The sequence below is a fragment of the Myxococcus llanfairpwllgwyngyllgogerychwyrndrobwllllantysiliogogogochensis genome, assembly GCF_006636215.1.
Lineage (GTDB): Bacteria > Myxococcota > Myxococcia > Myxococcales > Myxococcaceae > Myxococcus > Myxococcus llanfairpwllgwyngyllgogerychwyrndrobwllllantysiliogogogochensis.
In genome coordinates, this window is the sequence record NZ_VIFM01000251.1 from 1 (window position 1) to 15978 (window position 15978).

Here is a 15978-nt window from a genome sequence, read left to right on the forward strand (position 1 = left end):
AGTCGGGGGTGGTGGGCGGGCTCGTCGCACGGGTGTCTCCGTGCCGAAAGAGAAGGGGCGCCCCAACCCGCAGGAGCGCCCCTCGGCGACTTCACAACTTTCGTAATTTCGGCATCCGCTCAGCGCGGCGGCACGTTGAAGCCTTGCACCGCGTGCTCGGGGTGGGCCTCCTGGTGGTCGATGGCCTCGCTCGCCTTCGCCGGCCACATGCCGCAGCTGGCGCACCGGTAGACGCGGCCTCCGCCCGCGAGGACCTGGTCGGCTACGGCTGGCTGCACCAGGAGCAGGTCCAGCGCACCGGAGCGGTGGGCGCGAGGGATGCCGGCGAGGGCCATCTGCTCTGCCAGCCCCTCCACGCGCGCCCATGCCGCCCGGGAGACGTGAAGGCCGTCTATCCGGACGGTTGAGCCAGATGGGGCCTTCCGGCGCTCGGGACGCGTCTTGCTGCTGTCGTGCGGCACGGCGGGGCTTCTACCCCAGCTCGGCGTGCGATTGGCGGCTCTCCACCATCGCCAGCGCGTCCCGCGCCCCGAGTTCGGCGAGCGCCGCGGCCTCGGCCATCCGGTACTCGGCTTTCGCGCGGGCGTACCGAGTCCTCCACTCCGGACTGCCGTCCCGCGCCTCAACCACCGCCTGCATTTCCCTCTCCGCTGCTCCCAGACGCTGTGCGAGCGCCTCCCGCCGATACCAGTCGTTCATGGCTCGCGGGAGAGCACGGGGCATGCCGGGCGCTGTCAGGTTTCGGTGGTACCGGATGGGCATGTCCGCTCCCATCATTTCGACAGGTGGCCAGCCGCTCACGGAGGTGCGGCTGGTGCTGCCCTGGCCTCCCTCCGGAAACCGCTACTGGCGCAGTGACAGAGGTGAGTCGCCCCACGTCAGTCCGGAGGGGAAGCGTTACAAGGCACTCGTCGCTCAGCTCTGCATCGGGCAGCGAGCCCTCAAGGGGACGGTGGTGTTCAGCGCCACCCTGTACCCACCCACGTTGCAGTCGTGCGACCCGGGCAACCGGCTCAAGGTGCTGGAGGACTCGCTGGAGCTGGTGGCGTACCTCAACGACAACCAGGTGCGCCGGTACCGCGACGTCGCCTTTGCGGATGGCTCCTACGGCAAGAAGGGCGCCCGCGTAGAGCCCCACCTCACCGGGCAGGAGTGGGCGTCTCGCGAGGAGGTCGAGGCCGAGCGCCGCCAGCGCGCCGAGCGCGCAGCGAAGGCCAGGATGACGCGGAACCGGAACCGGGCGGCGAAGGCCAGGGTCGGTTTTCGGATGTCCCCATCGCTCCGTATGCCCACTCGGAGGGACGACGAATGAACGAGCGCACCGTGCCTACCCTCGCGCGGGAGTTCGTCCTCGAGGAGCTGCTCCACAAGCTCCGCGCCCTGCCAGTTGGGAGCGCGTCGGCCCTGCGTGCGGAGTCCCAACTCGCCGAGCTGGTGATGCCTGACATGGTCCGCGTGGCCCGCGTCGTTGCTCGCACCTGGAAGGTGCCCGCAGAGGACATGGTGCAGGAGGGGCTGGTAGCGGTGATGGCTCGCCAGCGCACGCACCCCTTCGAGCCGGGTCTGGCTGGTACCGGTCGGAGCGCCTTCCCTTCCTGGGCGATGCGCCTGGGCCGACAGGCCATGGAGCGCGCGGCGGCCACCTGGTCGAGCCCCGTTCACCTCACGGACCACGCGCGCAAGGCGGTGCGCAGAGCGAAGCGCTCGGCGGCTGCCGAAGGCGTGGCTGTTTCCTCGGTGCTGCGGCGCCAGGGCCTGGAGGCCGCCGCAACCTACGTGCTCGGCGAGGGTACGGTGACGGCACCGCTGTCCCTCGATGAGCTGCTCGCCTCTCGCGAGTCCACCGCCGACTCTCGGGACGCTGCGGTGGACCGTCGCGGTGGTGTCCGCGCCAGCGTGGAGCTGACGCTGTCCCTGGTGGACAACACAGCCGAGCGGCTGGCGACGGTGGCCCAGCGGGAGGCCGTCCTCTGGGCCCTGTACCGACTGCCGAGGCTTGAGCGCCAGGTGGTGCAGGCCTCCATGGGGTTGGGCCGGCCGGACGGCCAGGAGGCCTCGACGCGGACGTTGGCCGTCGAGCTGCGCTTGTCGCTGGCCCAGGTGGCTCGACTGCGCGAGCGCGGCCTGGCGCGGCTGCGTGACCACCTCAACGTCCAGGGGCTCGGGCCGGGAGAGTCTGCGGGCCCGCACACGGGCGCGGTGCGTCGCCGCGAGGTCGCCAGCGCGCGCAGCGTGCGGCGTCCGCGACAGGGACAGATGGCGTTCCTGTCGCTCGGCGAGGGGGCGTAGTGCCCATCATCGTCGCGGAGAAGGCGGGCACGTGCACAGCGGCTGGGTGTGGCGGGCGCATCCTCCGCGGCGAGCTGTGCTGGTTCGAGGCAACGACGGGCACGCGCCACCTTGAGCGCGCGTGCCGCGAAGCCAGTGCCGGGCGCCGCCCCAACCGCCGGGCCGGGCGGTGTCGGTGCGGTGCCCATGTTCCTCCGGGCGAGGGAGGCCTCACGCTGCGCGAGACGCGGCGTGCCGGCCGTCACCGCAAGCAGTGGACTGTGATTTGCGCGCGGTGCTCGTGACGGCCTGCCTCCGCTGTCGCGAGGCCCACTGGTAGAGGGTGCTCAGCCGCACGTAGGTCTCGGCATGCACCGCAAGTACGTCAGCACCGCGCCGGATGTACTCCTGTGCCCGTCGCCGGAGGCGCGCTGCCTCGTCCGGGTCCTCCCGCGCGAGCAGACGCAGGTCCACGCCTGGGTCGTTCTCTGCCGTCATCGCTGTGACCTCCCGTGGGCGGCTCGGCGACCCTTGCGACGGGACACCACGAAAGCGAAGAAGTCGCGCCACCAGCCGCTCCACTTGAGGACGGCGCGAAGTGCAACAACAGACAGCCACAAGCACAGGCCGAGGCAGACGAGGGTTCCCGTCATCACCACGGCCCACGCGACGACATGGAGCAGGCCCGGCATCATGAGAGCCTCCATGCCTGGGTGACGAGGGCACTGTTGAACGTGCGAAATCGACGCATCTGGCACCTCCACGAAGAAGCAGGGGGCCCGGTGAGTGCCGGGCCCCTGGGGTCGGCACTACGGAATCGGCACCGCTTCACGGGCGAGCAAGACGAAGACGACGGTTCCGACGAGCGCGACCTCTCCCGGCGTCCACTCGTCCTTCTTCAGCAGCGCGTCGAGCTGCTGCCGCCAGTTGGCTGGCAGGCGTTCGTCGTGCTTTCGGTTCAGACGGTCCTTCGCCGCCTGACCCGTGAGCAACATCATCTGCAGCGCCCGGTTCCCGGGCGGCGGCCCGTTCTTCCGGCACCAGAACTCCACGGCTCCGGCAAGCCACTTCGCCGCGCGGTCAAGCCTGACGACGTCGGGAGCCCCCTTCGGCAGCGTGTTTCGCCACGCGCCGATGACGGCCTCCGCAGCGACCATCATCATGCAATTCGAGTCATTGGCGTCGAGCTTCGCCCCCTCGGGGTAGCCCACCCGTCCGCCGTAGCGGTTGAAAATGTCTTGGACATGCGCCTTCGCCTTGTTGCGCGTTTGCGCCCACTCCGTCTCGGTGAGCCCGTGTGGAATTGGCTCAGCGCGGGCAGCGGTGAAACCCAGGACGAGCGCCAGCAGTACGACTCTCACGACCGATTTCATGACGACCTCGTTTGTTGCGTGGGGGACGACGGTGCTGCGGTGGACCCGATGCCGTGCGTGCGCACCGGGCAAAGGGCTCAGGACGTGCTCTCGTCGAGGGTGACGAGGGTGATGCCGGTGAGGCCGGTGAGGCCGGCGTGCTCGTCGAGGAGGGCGCGGTAGTTCTCCTCGACCCACGCGAGGAAGAACCTGTCGGGGCACTCCAGGACGAGCGTGCCTTCGTCGAGGTTGTTGGGCCGGGCGCGCTCCAGCCATTCCACCGCGTACTGCCGGCCCTCGCCCCGGATGGACGTGACGACGTGGCGCCACGCGCGCTCCGCTTCGGTGCCTTCCGGGATGCCCTCCTGGCACATGACGGCACCTGGCTCCTCCGGAGGCGGCACCACCTCGGGCTCCGGGTCCACGCTCCACGCGCCGGACAGGAGCTGCTCGGCCACCTCCTGCCCACCGGACGTCACCCCGCGCAGCACTCGGACCACGTTGGCGCGCGTGCGGGACTGCAATTCGCCGCGGCAAACCGGGGAGCGCGGGACGAGGGCGAACACCCGCCGCCACTCCTCCAAAGGCCGGGCCTCCAGCGCGGCCAGGGCGTCCTCGAGGAGCTGGCGCGACGTGCGCGTCCCCCAGGGCCAGAAGCCGTGGGCAGCGACGAGGGTGTTCCAGGCGTCCCTCAGCTCGCGGACCGGCTCCGGCAGGGTCGACGGGGTGCGGTGGTCCCGAGGCGCGTCACGCTGGACGTCACGCACGTCACGCGCGGCCACCGTGACGACTGCGAGCGCTCCCCTCCGGACAGAGGCAGAGGAGGAGGGGGAAGGGGGAGAAACCTGGAGTTGCGTCACGCTGGGCTGCGTGACGTCACGCAAGCCGTCACGCTGGCGCTTCACGGCCTGCCGAGCGGCGTTACCTGCCCGGATTCGTTCAGCTTTCTCGGCCTCCCCCGCCTTCTCCCCCTCCTGTGTCACGCTGGCCGTCACGCTCCGCTTGCGTGACGTCACGCTGGGCTGCGTGACGGGTGCTGCTGTCGGGGCGGGCACGGCGGTGCGGCCGGCGAACGCCATGGCGAGCGCCTGGCGCAGACCCTCGGCGACGCCGTCGGCGTAGGCGCGGGCTCGGCGCTCCTCAGCGAGCGCGGCGCGCAGCTCCTCGACCTGGGCACGGCAGTCCGCGTCAGGCGTGAGGGTGAGCATGGGTGACTCCGGAGTTGTCGGTCGAAGGTGAGAGGACAGCGGGGGCCAGCGTCGGCACCTGGGCGCAGCAGCTCGGCGGGACGGGTTGGTTGCGGCACCCGGCCCGGTACGGAGCGGCGTGCTCGCAGATGGGCCACGGGCCCACGTGGGCAGCGCGCACGGCGTCGCTGGCTGGCGTCGCCCCGTGGTAGGTGCGCAGGCCCGTCTCGGTGAACTCCTCGCCGCGCATTGGCTGGGAGCACACCGGGCAGGTGGTGACGTACAGGAGGCCCAGGCTCATGCTGCCCTCCGGCCCGCGACCTCGGCGCCGACGTTGGCGCGCACCACGGCCTCGGCGACGTCGGGACATACCGAGTTGCCGATGAGCCGCACCTTGGCCGCCTTAGAGGTAGCGGCGCTCAGGTCGTAGCCGTCGGCGTACCGGCCGAACTGCGCGCGGAGCAGTTCGTGGGGCTCCAACATACGGAGGCCGATGTCCACGATGGTGTGGTCGACTCCCGCCACGGTGACGAGCCCGAGTCGGTGCTTCGTGGTGATGGTCCGCATCGGCGTGTCGAGCCGCTGCCCCTCGCTGCCACCGCCGTAGTACGTCGTGAGGAAGGCGCGGACCTCGGCCACTCGGTTGTGGCCCAAGGGTGCGGTGCACAGTTCCACCCGCGCGAGGGCGTGGTGGTCCTGCGTGGTGATGGTGTCGACGGGCCTGTCCAGGCGGATGCCTGGTGAGGCATGCCCGCCGTAGCCCTTCGCGAGGAACGCGGCCACTAGTGCATGTCCTCGCCGCGAGGCCGTAACGGTCGAGAGCGGAGCGTCGATGGACTCGCTCCTGTCCTCCATGCCCCCGTGGTTGACCTTGACGATGAAGGGCGTCGGGGTCTCCAGGACGAACTTCCGAACCCCCTGGGCCACTCGCCACAACGTCTTCGGGACGAGCTGGCGTTTACGCCCGAAGATGGAGGGGACCGGTATGGTCCAGTCGAGGCACTCGGCAGCAGTGTGCAACGCCAGGAGGCCCGGTCCGTGCGTCGGCGTCGGCCACTGAATGGGCATGCCGTCGCGGCGCGCGACGATGAAGAGGCGCTTCCTTCGGGTCGGAGCCCCGAACCGGCTCGCGTCGAGAATCTTCCACTCCAGCCTGTAGCCGAGCAGCTCGAGCTGTCCGCGCCACAGCTCGAAGTCCTCGCCCGCTCGCTCCGGGATGGGCGTGTTGATGAGCTTGTCCCCGACCTGGAGAACGCGCCCGTCGGGCATGACGTGGCCGGCCTCGTAGAGCGGGCCCCAGTCGAGGAACTCCTCGACGTTCTCCATGCAGATGATTTCGGGCTCGACGTCTCGGGCGTACCGGACGATGACGTGCGCGAGCGAGCGCAGTTTCTTCTCGCGAGGCTTTCCACCCTTGGCCTTCGAGAAGTGGGTGCAGTCCGGGCTGGCCCAGAGAATCCAGACGCGAGTCCCCCGGCGCACCAGCCGAACCACCTTGCGCGGCGGCGTCGTCCAGACGTCCTCGGGCAGGCAGATGGTCCGCGTGTGGTTGGCCCGGTAGACGGCCATGGCCACGGGGTCGTGGTTCATCGCCACGTCCGGGTCACGACCTACGGCAGCCGCGAGCCCAGTGCTCGCGCCTCCGCCACCTGCGAAGAGGTCGATGATGATTCCCCTATCACTCACGGGCGGCGCCCCCGCCCGTAGATGGCCCACACCAATCGACGGGTGCCGTAGAGGAGGAAGACGCCGACCGCAGCGAGGCCGACAGCATGGCGTCCGTCCTCCTCGAAGTACGCGAGGACGAGGGCGACGACAGCGCACGTCGCTGTGATGCCAGTGATGACGAGGGCCTGGGTGCGCGGGCTGATGCGAGTGAGCTCACGCATGGCCCACCCCCGACGCGTGCGACAGCTCCTCAGCAGCCCACGCCTTGTATGCGCGCTCGGCCTGGGCGACGTCGCCAGCGGTCCCCACCCATCCGGCACCGCAGGAGGGGCACACGAGCGTGTCCGTCGGCGCGGCGCGGTGGTTCCAGTCCGCCAGCCGCGCTGGGATGCCACACCGAGCCTTGCAGCTCGGGCACGCGGGGCAGTCGTGCCAGGGCTTGGGCTCGGCGAAGTCGCCGCCGACGGGCAGCGTCGTGAACTCGCGACAGCCGCACTCCGTCTGCACCCCCCAGAACGGGACGAGGTACGTGCAGGGGCTGCCGTCGTTGTGCTCCTGGTAGACGTGCCCGCACTTCGAGCACGGCGCGTCGAGGTTGACGCTACCCATGGGTGCCTCCGGTAGTGGAGCGCCCGCCCGGAAGGACGCGGAGCGGCTGCGGCGCGATGCCGCGCGAACTGGTGCGCTGCTTGGGCGGGGCCTTCCGCGCGGAGCGGTGCGCGAGCAGGACCAGCGCGCCGCATCCCAGGTGGACCAGCCCGCCGAACACGTAGAGGGCGGCGCCGATGAACTCAGGCGACATGGGGCACCTCGGTTCGGCTCACGGGGTGCCGCGTGCTCAGAGTGCGGTGGACGCCGCGGCGCAGCTCGGCCTCCAGACGCCGCCGCTCACGCGTGAGGGCGAGGGACGCGTCCGACTCGGCCTCCTGTCGGGTGGGGGCGTGCGCCTCCACCTCGACGTCGGTCCCCCGGAGGGTGACGACGTGCCCGAGCGGGCCGGGGGCGCAGATGCTCGCGAAGGTGGTGGCGCTCATGCCTTCGCCGCCTTCGCCATGTTGACGAACTGGGTGCGGCCGTCCCGGATGCACACCAGGAGCGACTGGTGTTCCACGCTCAACCCGAGCATCTGGGCCCGCAGTTCGTCGGCGCTGCACGTCCAGTCGAGGGGCAGGTGCAGCAGCGCCGCAGCGGTGACGAGCGCGTGCGTGCCGTTGAGGGTGAGCGGCGCCATCAGCCGCCCCGACTGCTCGTGGGTGATGCTGTAGGCGGTGCCCTCCGTCACCTCAATCGCGGCGATGGCCAGCCCACCCCGACGGAACACGCAGGGGTTCGACTCAGGGCCCTCGGAGGTGCTGATGGTGATGGGACGGAGCCCCTGCTGAAACTTGAGGGCGCCGCTCATCGGGCACCGCCCTTCGAGGGTGCGTCCGGAATCCGGTCGTCGGCGCGCTCATGCTCCCGGCGCTTCTCGGCGGCACGCACAGCACCGTGGAGCACCATCCACGCGCCGGCGAACACCTCGGAGGGAATGAAGTCCTGCTCGCTGAACCGCTCCTGGAGCACCTCCATGGCCTCGGACACTGCGTCGAGCGCCCCGAGGTCGCGGTCCATGCGCCGGACGCGGCACGGCAGGCACCGCGCGAGCCCGAGGGTCCCGCAGACGCAGGGCTGGGTGTCCGCGAGCAACGCCTCCAGGACGTGCCGGTAGCACGGGAGCGGGCCGCCCAGGCTCGCGGCATCGCAGCCGACGCATCCAGGTGTCGGAGCAACCGTCGCGCGGAGGGCGGATGCCCGCTGCTCGGCCGGAGTCCAGGTCCTGGACGGGGCATCCGGGGCGTCGGCCGGAGGGTCAACGCGGCGCGGTGCAGCTCCACGTTTACACCACGTGGACACCACGCCAGCGCCGCTTGCGGCGACCTTCCTAGCCGGCCCGCCAAATTCCCCAGTAACTTCAGGGGGTTCTGCTATGACCCCGACAGGAATCGAACCTGTGGCCTGCGGTTTAGGAAACCGCCGCTCTATCCAACTGAGCTACGAGGTCGGACGGCTAAAGCTGCGGAACTACTTGTACTTTCTGATGAAGGGCCGCCACCTTCGGCGAGTCCTTCACCCCGGTACGTAAGCAGTACGTAACCGGCCAGCGCGTTATAGCAGGCGGCTGGAGGCGTGCAACGAGAGTGAGGCCCTGGCCGAGCTGCCACTCTCCGGGCGGCGCCCCTGACGCCTATCCGACAAAGGGGGAGGCAGCCGATGTGCTCTGCCCAGCGGGGACCAGGTTGCCCGCTTCCTCGCCCGAAGGCCGAGGGACGCAGCGGGCGCCACCACCGCCCTGCGCAATGGCAAGAGGCCCGCTGGGGGTGGAACCTCCGCGTGCGCCGCGTGAACCTTCCGGTGCTACCGCCCATGGTCCAAGCACATCGGCTGGTCAGTGAAGGGCCATGACCTCGATGAGTGAAGGAGGTCTTGTATGCGTCGTGCTGATGCACGAGGGCCTTCGATCTCCCCTCTGTGATGCCGCCTTGAAACAACTGTCCATCCCAGCGTGAGAGGTTTCTGCCCGAGGATGGCGGAAACGCATGCTGGAACACGAAGTTTCATGGAGGCCCATCAGAATCCTGAGCCGCCATTTTCTTGGGGCGGACGAGGCGCGGGTCTGAAGCCGGTGGCAGGTATGCAATGGTACGTGGATTGCTTGTTGGGGGCGGCTCTTCACGAGAATGGAGTCGTGCGGATGTTCTGGAAAAGAATGGTTGTCATTCTGGGAATCGGTGTCGGGGCGGTGGCTTGTGGTGATAGCGACAACGAGGGTGGAGGGGAGCCGTTGACGCCCGAGGAGTGTCTCGCAAAGGGAGGGAGTCCACTGGGAGATCCGGGAGATGGAAGCACCCACAGGGACGGGTGTCCTCTGGGGCAGCGGTTGCTCGGAGACCTCGTGTTCGGCGAAGAGGGAGGCATCTGCTGTAAGTAGTCGCCACCCAGATGTTCAGCCGCCCATTTCCCGTGGGGGGCGACTGCTCGGGGACCTGGATGGCCCAGGTCCCGACAGTGTCATGGCTCATTCTCGCGAGCCATGTCCGCCTGTCATTGCTGCCAATCCCTTCCCTTGGGCAGCTCTCTGGCCCGTGCCCTGGCACCGCTTCGTGTGTTTGGGATTCCATCGAAGCGCCCACGTCCGCGGTGACGCGATTGAGGGAGCCGAAGGCACCCATCACGAAGAATCGCTTGCTGTCGTGAATCCAAAAGGACCCTGGAGCCACGAGTTCAGGCTCGGGACCTTCGGAAGGGTTGCAAATGGGCTGCTGGATGCCTGCTCGACCGCTTCGGGCCCGAGAAAAGGGTCCTCGCTCGGGAACAAATTCGCCCCGGACCCTGTCGATATGTACGAACGTACACATGGAGGGTATCTTCTCCCTGAGCCAGGAGTCCCATGGCGACCCGACGAAACGACCCCGACCGACGCGACCGCATCATTGACGCCGCGCTCTCGGTCATCGCGGAGGGTGGGGTGGCGGGCACTTCGCACCGGCGCGTCGCGGACCGGGCCGGGGTGCCTCTCGGCTCGATGACCTACCACTTCACGAGCATGGACGAACTGCTGCGCGAGGCCTTCACCCGCTTCGCCGAGCGTGTCAGCGAGCGCTTCGCTGCGCGACTCTCGGCGGTCGCTTCTCGTGACGAGCTCGCCACGGCCATCGTCGACCTGGTTCACAAGGACCTCGTGGCCGGTCCCGACGACCTGGTGCTCACGCTCGAGCTCTACACCCTCGCGGCCCGGAAGCCCGCCTTCCGGAAGATCACCCACGACTGGATGCGCCGCAGCCGCGCGGTGCTCGAACAGCACGTCGACGCGCGAACCTCCCACAAGCTCGACGCCTTGATTGAAGGCCTGTTCATCCACGTCAGCCTCGACCCGACACCGCACGGCCGCGACGTCACTCGCGACGCCGTGCTCCAATTCCTCTCATCCTAGAGCCGCTGCCTCATGACCATCCCCCTCCGCCCCCCGGTGCTCCGCGAGCACCGAGCGGCCCGCGCCGCCGTCGCGGTGCTGTTCCTCACCAATGGCGCCATCTTCGCCAACCTGTTGCCGCGCTATCCGCAGATCAAATCCGACCTCGGGCTCAGCAATGCCCAGTACGGACTCGCCGTCGCGGCCTTCCCGTTCGGAGCCCTGGTGGCCGGACTGGCCGCCGGAGCGCTCATCCGTCGCTTCCGCTCGTCACGGGTCGCCGTGGCCGGGACGGTGCTCACGGGGCTGGGCGTATTGTGCGCTGGTGTCGCGCCCTCGTGGGTGGCGCTCGCGGTGACACTCTTTCTCGCTGGCAGCATGGATGCGATCACGGACGTGGCCCAGAACTCCCACGGTTTGCGGGTGCAGCGTCTCTATGGCAGGTCGATCCTCAATGGGTTCCACGCGGTCTGGAGCATTGGCGCCGTGCTGGGGGGACTCATGGGCGGGCTCGCCGCGGGGCTCAACGTGCCGCGTGGCGTCCACCTGGGTGTCTCGGCCCTGGTCTTCTCACTCGTGTCGTTGACCGCCCTGCGCTACTTGCTGCCCGGCCCCGAGCCCACTGCGTCCAATGTCTCATCCGAGGCCGCGTCGCAGCTGGAGAGTGACCCGGCACGCCGTGGAGCGCCGGGTCGACTGCGCCTGGGGCTGGTGGTCGCCGCGCTGGTCCTGATTGCCCTCGGCGGAGCGCTCGTCGAGGACGCGGGGTCGACCTGGGCGGCTGTCTATCTTTCCAGCACGCTCGGCGCGGGCGTCGCGGTCGCCTCGTTCGGCTACGTGGCGCTCGTGGGCTCGCAGTTCGTCGGGAGGCTGCTCGGCGACAGGTTCGTCGACAGGTTTGGACAGCGCGCGGTGGCTCGGGCAGGAGGCGCGCTCGCGGCGGTGGGCATGGGGGCGGCGCTGCTGTTCCCGTCGGTGCCCGCGACCATCGCCGGGTTCGCGCTCGCGGGCTTCGGAGTCTCGACGCTGGTGCCCGCCGCCATGCACGGTGCTGACGAGCTTCCCGGACTGCGACCTGGCACGGGCCTCACGCTCGTGAGCTGGTTGATGCGCCTGGGCTTCCTCTTGTCTCCTCCCGTGGTCGGCCTCGTCGCCGACGCCGTGGGACTTCGCGTGGGGCTGCTCGTGGTGCCGCTCGCTGGCGTGCTCGTGCTGACCTTGTCCGGAGTTCTGTCGGCCACCCGCCTCCCTGAGAAGCGGTCCGGCTGAGCGGACCGCACGGGGGGACGGAGCCACCATCCATCGCGGAACACTGCCGCAGGTTGCACGGGGCCTGTCCCCAGGGCCCTGGCTTCGGAGGGGCGCGCGCAAGTACAACCCGGGTTGTCAGGCGGGCACGTCGCTCGCCGCCCCTGGACCCATGCTCGCCAACCTCCACAACGCCGACATTCCCCAACCCGTGCTCGACGTCATCGCCCGGCTGCGAGAGCTGGGCCACGCCGTGTATCTGGTGGGCGGCTGCGTCCGGGACATGGTTCGCAAGGTTCACCCGAAGGACTTCGACGTGGCCACCAGCGCGCTCCCCGAGGAGGTCCAGCGCGCCTTCCGCAAGGTCATCCCCACGGGCATCCAGCACGGCACCGTCACCGTCGTGCAGGGCGGCACCCATGTCGAGGTGACGACGTTCCGCTCGGAAGGGGACTACCTCGACGGACGGCGGCCGAGCTCCGTCGCCTTCGAGCGCGACATCGTCAAGGACCTGTCCCGCCGCGACTTCACCATCAACGCGATGGCCTACAACCCGCTGGACCGCGACCTCGCGGACCCGTTCGGTGGCCAGACCGACCTCCAGGCCCAGCTCATCCGGTGCGTGGGTTCGGCCCTGGAGCGCTTCTCCGAGGATGGTCTGCGCCCCATGCGCGCGGTCCGCTTCGCCGCCGTGCTCGGCTTCGCGCTCGACCCGGACACCCGCGACGCCATTCCCGCGACCCTCGCCGTGTTCCGCAAGGTCGCCCTGGAGCGCGTGCGCGAGGAGCTGACCAAGTTGCTGCTCTCTCCGCGCGCGGAAGGGGGGCTGCTGCTGCTCGCGGAGACGGGGCTGCTGGACGTGTTCCTCCCCGAAGTGGCCCGAGCCACCCCGGAAGCCGCCCGGCTCGCGCGCGCCGCGGTGCAGGCCGCGCCGACCGACATCGAGATTCGCGTGGCCGTGCTGCTCGCGGACCTCGTCGACCGCGCCCAGGCTCGTGACATCGGCCTGCGGCTCAAGTTCCCCAACAAGGTCGCCGACCTGGTGGCCCTGCTCGTGGAGACCGCGAAGCTGGAAGAGCGCTTCTCGGATGCCGACCCAGCGCTGCGCCGACTCCTGGCTCGTGTGGGGCTTCCCCAGCTTCCGCAACTCCTCGCGGTGGCCCGGGCCCGCGTCCAGGTCCGCGCCCCGGAGCGTCTGTCAGACCTGGAGCGCCTGTGCGCGCGGCTGGAGGCCCTGGCCGCCGCGAAGCCGCCCCTGGTGCCCAAGGACCTGGCACTCACCGGGGGCGATATCATGGCCACGCTCGCCGTCGGCCCGTCGCCCATCGTCGGCGAGGCGACACGCTTCCTCATGGACTCGGTGCTCGACGAGCCCGCCCTGAACACCGCCGAGGGCCTCAAGCAGCGGCTCCAGGCCTGGCAGTCGGCTCGCACGGGGGCCTGAGCCCGGCCGGTGGGCGGCCCTCCCACCGGGCTCCGGGGTCGGGTTTGGGGGGGTCCCCCCGTCCTCCCGCGTGCGCCCGGACGCTGGGGCGTGTAGGAAGGGGCACCATGCGAGTCGTCGTTGCGATGAGCGGCGGGGTGGATTCCTCGGCCGCTGCCGCCCTGCTCAAGGAACAGGGCCACGAGGTCATTGGCATCACCCTGCGCGTCTGGTCCTACGAGGGCAAGGCGAAGTGTGGGAGTTGCTGCAGTCCGGACGACATCGATGACGCACGCGCCGTCGCCCAGACGCTCGGGATTCCGTTCTACGTCGCCAACGCGGAGGAGATCTTCCAGGACCGCGTCGTCAATCCCTTCGTCCAGTCCTACCTCGGCGGGCGCACGCCCATCCCGTGCGTGGCCTGCAACCGCGACGTGAAGTTCAACTTCCTCCTCAAGCGCGCCCGAGCGCTCGGAGCGAGGCTTGCGACCGGCCACTACGCGCGCGTGGAGGAGACCGACGGCCGCTACGTCCTGCGCCGCGCCGTCGACGCCGCGAAGGACCAGAGCTACTTCCTCTTCACGCTCGGCCAGGACGAGCTGCGCGACATCGTCTTCCCCGTGGGCGACATGACGAAGGCGGAGGTCCGCGCCGTCGCCGAGCGCCACGGCCTGACCACCAGCCACAAGCCGGAGAGCATGGAGATCTGCTTCGTGCCGGACGGTGACTACGCGGGCTTCGTGGAGAAGGTCGCAGGCCCCCAGCCCTCGGGTGAGATTGTCGATGGGGACGGCCAGGTGCTCGGCACCCACCAGGGCATCCACCGCTACACGGTGGGGCAGCGCAAGGGGCTCAACCTGGGTGGCGGACAGGTGCGCTACGTCCAGCGGCTGGAGCCGGAGACCCACCGCGTGGTGGTGGGCAGCGCCGAGGAGACGGGGCGTGATCGCTTCGGGCTGCTCCAGCCCCACTGGGTGGATGCGCCACCGTCCCCGGAGACGCCCGTGGAGGTCCGCATCCGGCACCGCCACGCGGGGGCCGCGGGACGTGTGGAAATCTCGCCCCATGGTCTCGTTTCGGTGAAGTTGGATGCCCCCGCGCGAGCCGTCACCCCAGGACAGGCCGCGGTGGTCTACGCTCAGGACAAGGTGCTGGGTGGTGGTTGGATCGTCTGAGCTCGAGTCGTCTTGAGGAGGAAGCGGGACATGGCGCAGCGCCTCATGGGATGTCTGCTCGTGGCCGCGACCGCGAGCCTGGTCACCGCCTGTAAGGAGCGCTCGGACAAGCCCATCGCCGGGTTGCTCGCGGCGGGGGCCCCGGTGCTGCGTACGCAGGGCAAGGAGCAGCGCACCGTCGCCGTCGGTGCCCAGCTCACGGGGGACGCGCTGCTCACGGCCACCGGTCCCGCCGTGCTCGAGTACTTCGGCGGAGGCCTGCGCTTCCTCGAGAAGGGCGACACGCTGGAGATTGGCGACGCGGACGAGGCGAAGCTCCACGGCTCCAACCTCCCGGCGCACCGGTGGGTGGAGGGCAGCGTGCAGGAGGCGCCTCGCGCGCTGCGCATCGTCGCCGCCCGCTACACCAACGTGCAGGTGACACCCAAGAGCGCGCACGAGGACGCGTACACCTCCACGCAGTACTTCGTCGCCTTCTTCACGCCCAACGGCTTGCAGCGGCTGGGCTCGGACACCGATCACGAAGGGCCGCACACGCCGCTGCCCGCGCCGCCGTTCCGTCCGAAGGTCCCCTTCATCCATGCGGGAGACCTGGGGGAAGGTGGGCTGGTGGCGGTGGTGGATGATGGCTTCGCAGTGGCGGAGACGGATGACCTGGCCACCGCCGTGCTCCTGGAGGGGCGCGAGGTGCCCCTGGGCCGCACCGTCCGCCTGCTCGTTCCTGATGGGGCGGAAGTCACCTTGAGGGCGAAGGACGGCTCCGAGGTCGAGGTCGAAGGCCCCGCCGACCTGCGCCTGCGCTGAGGCGTGGGACAGGGTGGTTTGTCCTCGCGGGTGCGCCTTCTGTAGAGTCCACCGTCCCTCGCGGAGGTGTGCCATGACGAGGAGTGAGCTCATCGAGCGCATCGCGGCGCGTGCACCCCACGTCCCGCGGCGCGAGTTGGAAGCCATCGTCCATGCCGTCTTCGACTGCATGGCGGAGGCCCTCGTGGCGGGAAAGCGCATCGAGCTGCGAGGCTTTGGCGTCTTCTCCCTTCGCACGCGCCGCGCCCGTACGGGACGCAATCCGAAGACGGGGCAGAGTGTCGCCGTGCCGGAGCGCCGCACGCTCAGCTTCGCCGCCGGCAAGGAGCTGCGCGCGCGGCTCAATGCACCCGCGCCCAGGCAGGAGCCCGTGGGCTCCGTGCTGCCCTCGGTGGCGCTCGCCACCGCGGTGTTGCCGGTGACGTCCGTGGCGCGGTGACGGCGCGGCCACGACGCCGCTTCCGTGAATTTGACCGGGTGGGGGGTGGGGCGTACTTTGCCTCGACGCCGACGCTACAGGCCGCAACACGGACTCGTGTGGCCCGCTCTGTCCGCGCGCGAGGATCCCTGAGTCATGCGAGACGCCCACCGGATGAAGGAGAAGTTCGACGTCTCTCTCGACAACCGGCAGATTGTGAGCCTGTTGATCGCCGGCATCGTCGTGCTCGGCGCCGTCTTCGTGTTGGGCGTCGTCGTGGGGAAGAAGCTCGCCGGTGACGTGCAGACGGCCAGCGCTCCCGACCTGCTCTCCGCGCTGGATGCCAATGCCCAGGCGCTCCAGGCCGTGCAGCACAAGGACTCCGCGCTCACCTTCCAGGACGAGCTGACGCGCAAGGCCAGCGCCGAGCCCGTCGCCGCCGCTCCCAAGCCCGCCGCTCCCAAGCCCGCCGCGCCCGTGGAGAAG

At 69.8% G+C, this 15978-nt stretch carries 22 protein-coding genes, 1 tRNA gene and 1 pseudogene; 9 read left to right on the forward strand and 15 right to left on the reverse strand.

The features are described from left to right. Positions 1-119: 119 nt before the first annotated feature. Both FJV41_RS54200 and FJV41_RS52670 read right to left on the reverse strand, forming a co-directional pair. Entirely contained in the window at positions 120-335 is a 216-nt protein-coding gene (locus FJV41_RS54200; protein WP_246137699.1) for a hypothetical protein, read from the reverse strand. A gap of 136 nt (positions 336-471) precedes the next feature. Further along, positions 472-639 carry a hypothetical protein gene (locus FJV41_RS52670; protein WP_181791246.1) on the reverse strand — a complete coding sequence of 56 codons (168 nt, stop codon included), beginning with the start codon at positions 637-639 and terminating at the stop codon, positions 472-474. Positions 640-760: 121 nt separating this feature from the next. Here FJV41_RS52670 and FJV41_RS39135 point away from each other — a divergent pair, with 121 nt between their 5' ends. Together FJV41_RS39135 and FJV41_RS39140 are read left to right on the forward strand one after the other, a co-directional pair. Beyond that, complete coding sequence (locus FJV41_RS39135; RefSeq protein WP_141647721.1) at positions 761-1312, forward strand: RusA family crossover junction endodeoxyribonuclease; 552 nt, start codon at positions 761-763, stop codon at positions 1310-1312. Further along, on the forward strand, positions 1309-2289 hold the full coding sequence (locus FJV41_RS39140; protein WP_141647722.1) for a hypothetical protein: 981 nt from the start codon (positions 1309-1311) through the stop codon (positions 2287-2289). The genes FJV41_RS39135 and FJV41_RS39140 overlap by 4 nt, the downstream gene beginning before the upstream one ends. 210 nt (positions 2290-2499) lie before the next feature. Here the strand turns inward: FJV41_RS39140 and FJV41_RS52675 are convergent, their stop codons facing one another. The 13 genes from FJV41_RS52675 to FJV41_RS39205 all read right to left on the reverse strand — a co-directional run bounded on the left by FJV41_RS52675 (position 2500) and on the right by FJV41_RS39205 (position 8516). After that, on the reverse strand, positions 2500-2766 hold the full coding sequence (locus FJV41_RS52675; protein WP_181791248.1) for a hypothetical protein: 267 nt from the start codon (positions 2764-2766) through the stop codon (positions 2500-2502). After that, a complete protein-coding gene (locus FJV41_RS39150) occupies positions 2763-2963 on the reverse strand; it encodes a hypothetical protein (protein ID WP_246137700.1) in 201 nt (66 codons plus the stop codon). The genes FJV41_RS52675 and FJV41_RS39150 overlap by 4 nt, the downstream gene beginning before the upstream one ends. Before the next feature lie 114 nt (positions 2964-3077). Continuing rightward, positions 3078-3641, reverse strand: coding sequence for a hypothetical protein (locus FJV41_RS39155; RefSeq protein ID WP_141647724.1), 564 nt, complete (start codon positions 3639-3641; stop codon positions 3078-3080). A gap of 77 nt (positions 3642-3718) precedes the next feature. Beyond that, positions 3719-4828, reverse strand: a complete 1110-nt coding sequence (locus FJV41_RS39160; RefSeq protein WP_141647725.1) for a DnaA N-terminal domain-containing protein — start codon at positions 4826-4828, stop codon at positions 3719-3721. Next, entirely contained in the window at positions 4809-5108 is a 300-nt protein-coding gene (locus FJV41_RS39165) for a hypothetical protein (RefSeq protein WP_141647726.1), read from the reverse strand. The genes FJV41_RS39160 and FJV41_RS39165 overlap by 20 nt, the downstream gene beginning before the upstream one ends. Further along, the gene (locus FJV41_RS39170; protein ID WP_220137936.1) at positions 5105-6493 is read right to left on the reverse strand and encodes a DNA cytosine methyltransferase; all 1389 of its coding nucleotides are present in this window, start codon (positions 6491-6493) and stop codon (positions 5105-5107) included. Before FJV41_RS39170 ends, FJV41_RS39165 begins: the two co-directional genes overlap by 4 nt. Then, positions 6490-6696, reverse strand: a complete 207-nt coding sequence (locus FJV41_RS39175; protein WP_141647728.1) for a hypothetical protein — start codon at positions 6694-6696, stop codon at positions 6490-6492. The genes FJV41_RS39170 and FJV41_RS39175 overlap by 4 nt, the downstream gene beginning before the upstream one ends. Beyond that, positions 6689-7084: a hypothetical protein gene (locus tag FJV41_RS39180; protein ID WP_141647729.1), complete on the reverse strand. Its 396-nt coding sequence runs from the start codon at positions 7082-7084 to the stop codon at positions 6689-6691. Before FJV41_RS39180 ends, FJV41_RS39175 begins: the two co-directional genes overlap by 8 nt. Further along, a complete protein-coding gene (locus FJV41_RS39185) occupies positions 7077-7277 on the reverse strand; it encodes a hypothetical protein (RefSeq protein WP_141647730.1) in 201 nt (66 codons plus the stop codon). The genes FJV41_RS39180 and FJV41_RS39185 overlap by 8 nt, the downstream gene beginning before the upstream one ends. Next, positions 7267-7509, reverse strand: coding sequence for a hypothetical protein (locus FJV41_RS39190; protein ID WP_141647731.1), 243 nt, complete (start codon positions 7507-7509; stop codon positions 7267-7269). Before FJV41_RS39190 ends, FJV41_RS39185 begins: the two co-directional genes overlap by 11 nt. Beyond that, positions 7506-7877, reverse strand: a complete 372-nt coding sequence (locus tag FJV41_RS39195; protein WP_141647732.1) for a hypothetical protein — start codon at positions 7875-7877, stop codon at positions 7506-7508. Before FJV41_RS39195 ends, FJV41_RS39190 begins: the two co-directional genes overlap by 4 nt. Next, the gene (locus FJV41_RS39200; protein WP_141647733.1) at positions 7874-8086 is read right to left on the reverse strand and encodes a hypothetical protein; all 213 of its coding nucleotides are present in this window, start codon (positions 8084-8086) and stop codon (positions 7874-7876) included. The genes FJV41_RS39195 and FJV41_RS39200 overlap by 4 nt, the downstream gene beginning before the upstream one ends. Before the next feature lie 356 nt (positions 8087-8442). Next, positions 8443-8516, reverse strand: a tRNA-Arg gene (locus FJV41_RS39205). Positions 8517-9902: 1386 nt separating this feature from the next. Here FJV41_RS39205 and FJV41_RS39210 point away from each other — a divergent pair. From FJV41_RS39210 to FJV41_RS39240, 7 genes and pseudogenes are all read left to right on the forward strand, one after another. Further along, the gene (locus FJV41_RS39210; protein ID WP_141647734.1) at positions 9903-10445 is read left to right on the forward strand and encodes a TetR/AcrR family transcriptional regulator; all 543 of its coding nucleotides are present in this window, start codon (positions 9903-9905) and stop codon (positions 10443-10445) included. Positions 10446-10457: 12 nt separating this feature from the next. Next, positions 10458-11693 carry an MFS transporter gene (locus FJV41_RS39215; RefSeq protein WP_141647735.1) on the forward strand — a complete coding sequence of 412 codons (1236 nt, stop codon included), beginning with the start codon at positions 10458-10460 and terminating at the stop codon, positions 11691-11693. Between the two features lie 151 nt (positions 11694-11844). Then, on the forward strand, positions 11845-13116 hold the full coding sequence (locus FJV41_RS39220) for a CCA tRNA nucleotidyltransferase (protein ID WP_141647736.1): 1272 nt from the start codon (positions 11845-11847) through the stop codon (positions 13114-13116). Between the two features lie 107 nt (positions 13117-13223). After that, positions 13224-14270: a tRNA 2-thiouridine(34) synthase MnmA gene (gene mnmA, locus FJV41_RS39225; protein WP_141647737.1), complete on the forward strand. Its 1047-nt coding sequence runs from the start codon at positions 13224-13226 to the stop codon at positions 14268-14270. 30 nt (positions 14271-14300) lie between these two features. Then, positions 14301-15074 (forward strand): hypothetical protein, encoded by a 774-nt coding sequence (locus FJV41_RS39230; protein WP_141647738.1) that lies wholly within the window; start codon positions 14301-14303, stop codon positions 15072-15074. Positions 15075-15147: 73 nt separating this feature from the next. Next, positions 15148-15513 carry an integration host factor subunit beta gene (locus FJV41_RS39235; RefSeq protein ID WP_141647739.1) on the forward strand — a complete coding sequence of 122 codons (366 nt, stop codon included), beginning with the start codon at positions 15148-15150 and terminating at the stop codon, positions 15511-15513. A gap of 135 nt (positions 15514-15648) precedes the next feature. Then, positions 15649-15978: pseudogene (locus FJV41_RS39240) on the forward strand (SPOR domain-containing protein); the annotation flags it as partial.

What these genes read in the sequence shown, in the direction of transcription:
- FJV41_RS54200 (WP_246137699.1), bottom strand. Translation starts at nt 335, where the DNA reads ATGGCCCTCGCCGGCATCCCTCGCGCCCACCGCTCCGGTGCGCTGGAC.
- FJV41_RS52670 (WP_181791246.1), bottom strand. Translation starts at nt 639, where the DNA reads ATGCAGGCGGTGGTTGAGGCGCGGGACGGCAGTCCGGAGTGGAGGACT.
- FJV41_RS39135 (WP_141647721.1), top strand. Translation starts at nt 761, where the DNA reads ATGTCCGCTCCCATCATTTCGACAGGTGGCCAGCCGCTCACGGAGGTG.
- FJV41_RS39140 (WP_141647722.1), top strand. Translation starts at nt 1,309, where the DNA reads ATGAACGAGCGCACCGTGCCTACCCTCGCGCGGGAGTTCGTCCTCGAG.
- FJV41_RS52675 (WP_181791248.1), bottom strand. Translation starts at nt 2,766, where the DNA reads ATGACGGCAGAGAACGACCCAGGCGTGGACCTGCGTCTGCTCGCGCGG.
- FJV41_RS39150 (WP_246137700.1), bottom strand. Translation starts at nt 2,963, where the DNA reads ATGATGCCGGGCCTGCTCCATGTCGTCGCGTGGGCCGTGGTGATGACG.
- FJV41_RS39155 (WP_141647724.1), bottom strand. Translation starts at nt 3,641, where the DNA reads ATGAAATCGGTCGTGAGAGTCGTACTGCTGGCGCTCGTCCTGGGTTTC.
- FJV41_RS39160 (WP_141647725.1), bottom strand. Translation starts at nt 4,828, where the DNA reads ATGCTCACCCTCACGCCTGACGCGGACTGCCGTGCCCAGGTCGAGGAG.
- FJV41_RS39165 (WP_141647726.1), bottom strand. Translation starts at nt 5,108, where the DNA reads ATGAGCCTGGGCCTCCTGTACGTCACCACCTGCCCGGTGTGCTCCCAG.
- FJV41_RS39175 (WP_141647728.1), bottom strand. Translation starts at nt 6,696, where the DNA reads ATGCGTGAGCTCACTCGCATCAGCCCGCGCACCCAGGCCCTCGTCATC.
- FJV41_RS39180 (WP_141647729.1), bottom strand. Translation starts at nt 7,084, where the DNA reads ATGGGTAGCGTCAACCTCGACGCGCCGTGCTCGAAGTGCGGGCACGTC.
- FJV41_RS39185 (WP_141647730.1), bottom strand. Translation starts at nt 7,277, where the DNA reads ATGTCGCCTGAGTTCATCGGCGCCGCCCTCTACGTGTTCGGCGGGCTG.
- FJV41_RS39190 (WP_141647731.1), bottom strand. Translation starts at nt 7,509, where the DNA reads ATGAGCGCCACCACCTTCGCGAGCATCTGCGCCCCCGGCCCGCTCGGG.
- FJV41_RS39195 (WP_141647732.1), bottom strand. Translation starts at nt 7,877, where the DNA reads ATGAGCGGCGCCCTCAAGTTTCAGCAGGGGCTCCGTCCCATCACCATC.
- FJV41_RS39200 (WP_141647733.1), bottom strand. Translation starts at nt 8,086, where the DNA reads ATGGACCGCGACCTCGGGGCGCTCGACGCAGTGTCCGAGGCCATGGAG.
- FJV41_RS39210 (WP_141647734.1), top strand. Translation starts at nt 9,903, where the DNA reads ATGGCGACCCGACGAAACGACCCCGACCGACGCGACCGCATCATTGAC.
- FJV41_RS39215 (WP_141647735.1), top strand. Translation starts at nt 10,458, where the DNA reads ATGACCATCCCCCTCCGCCCCCCGGTGCTCCGCGAGCACCGAGCGGCC.
- FJV41_RS39220 (WP_141647736.1), top strand. Translation starts at nt 11,845, where the DNA reads ATGCTCGCCAACCTCCACAACGCCGACATTCCCCAACCCGTGCTCGAC.
- mnmA (WP_141647737.1), top strand. Translation starts at nt 13,224, where the DNA reads ATGCGAGTCGTCGTTGCGATGAGCGGCGGGGTGGATTCCTCGGCCGCT.
- FJV41_RS39230 (WP_141647738.1), top strand. Translation starts at nt 14,301, where the DNA reads ATGGCGCAGCGCCTCATGGGATGTCTGCTCGTGGCCGCGACCGCGAGC.
- FJV41_RS39235 (WP_141647739.1), top strand. Translation starts at nt 15,148, where the DNA reads ATGACGAGGAGTGAGCTCATCGAGCGCATCGCGGCGCGTGCACCCCAC.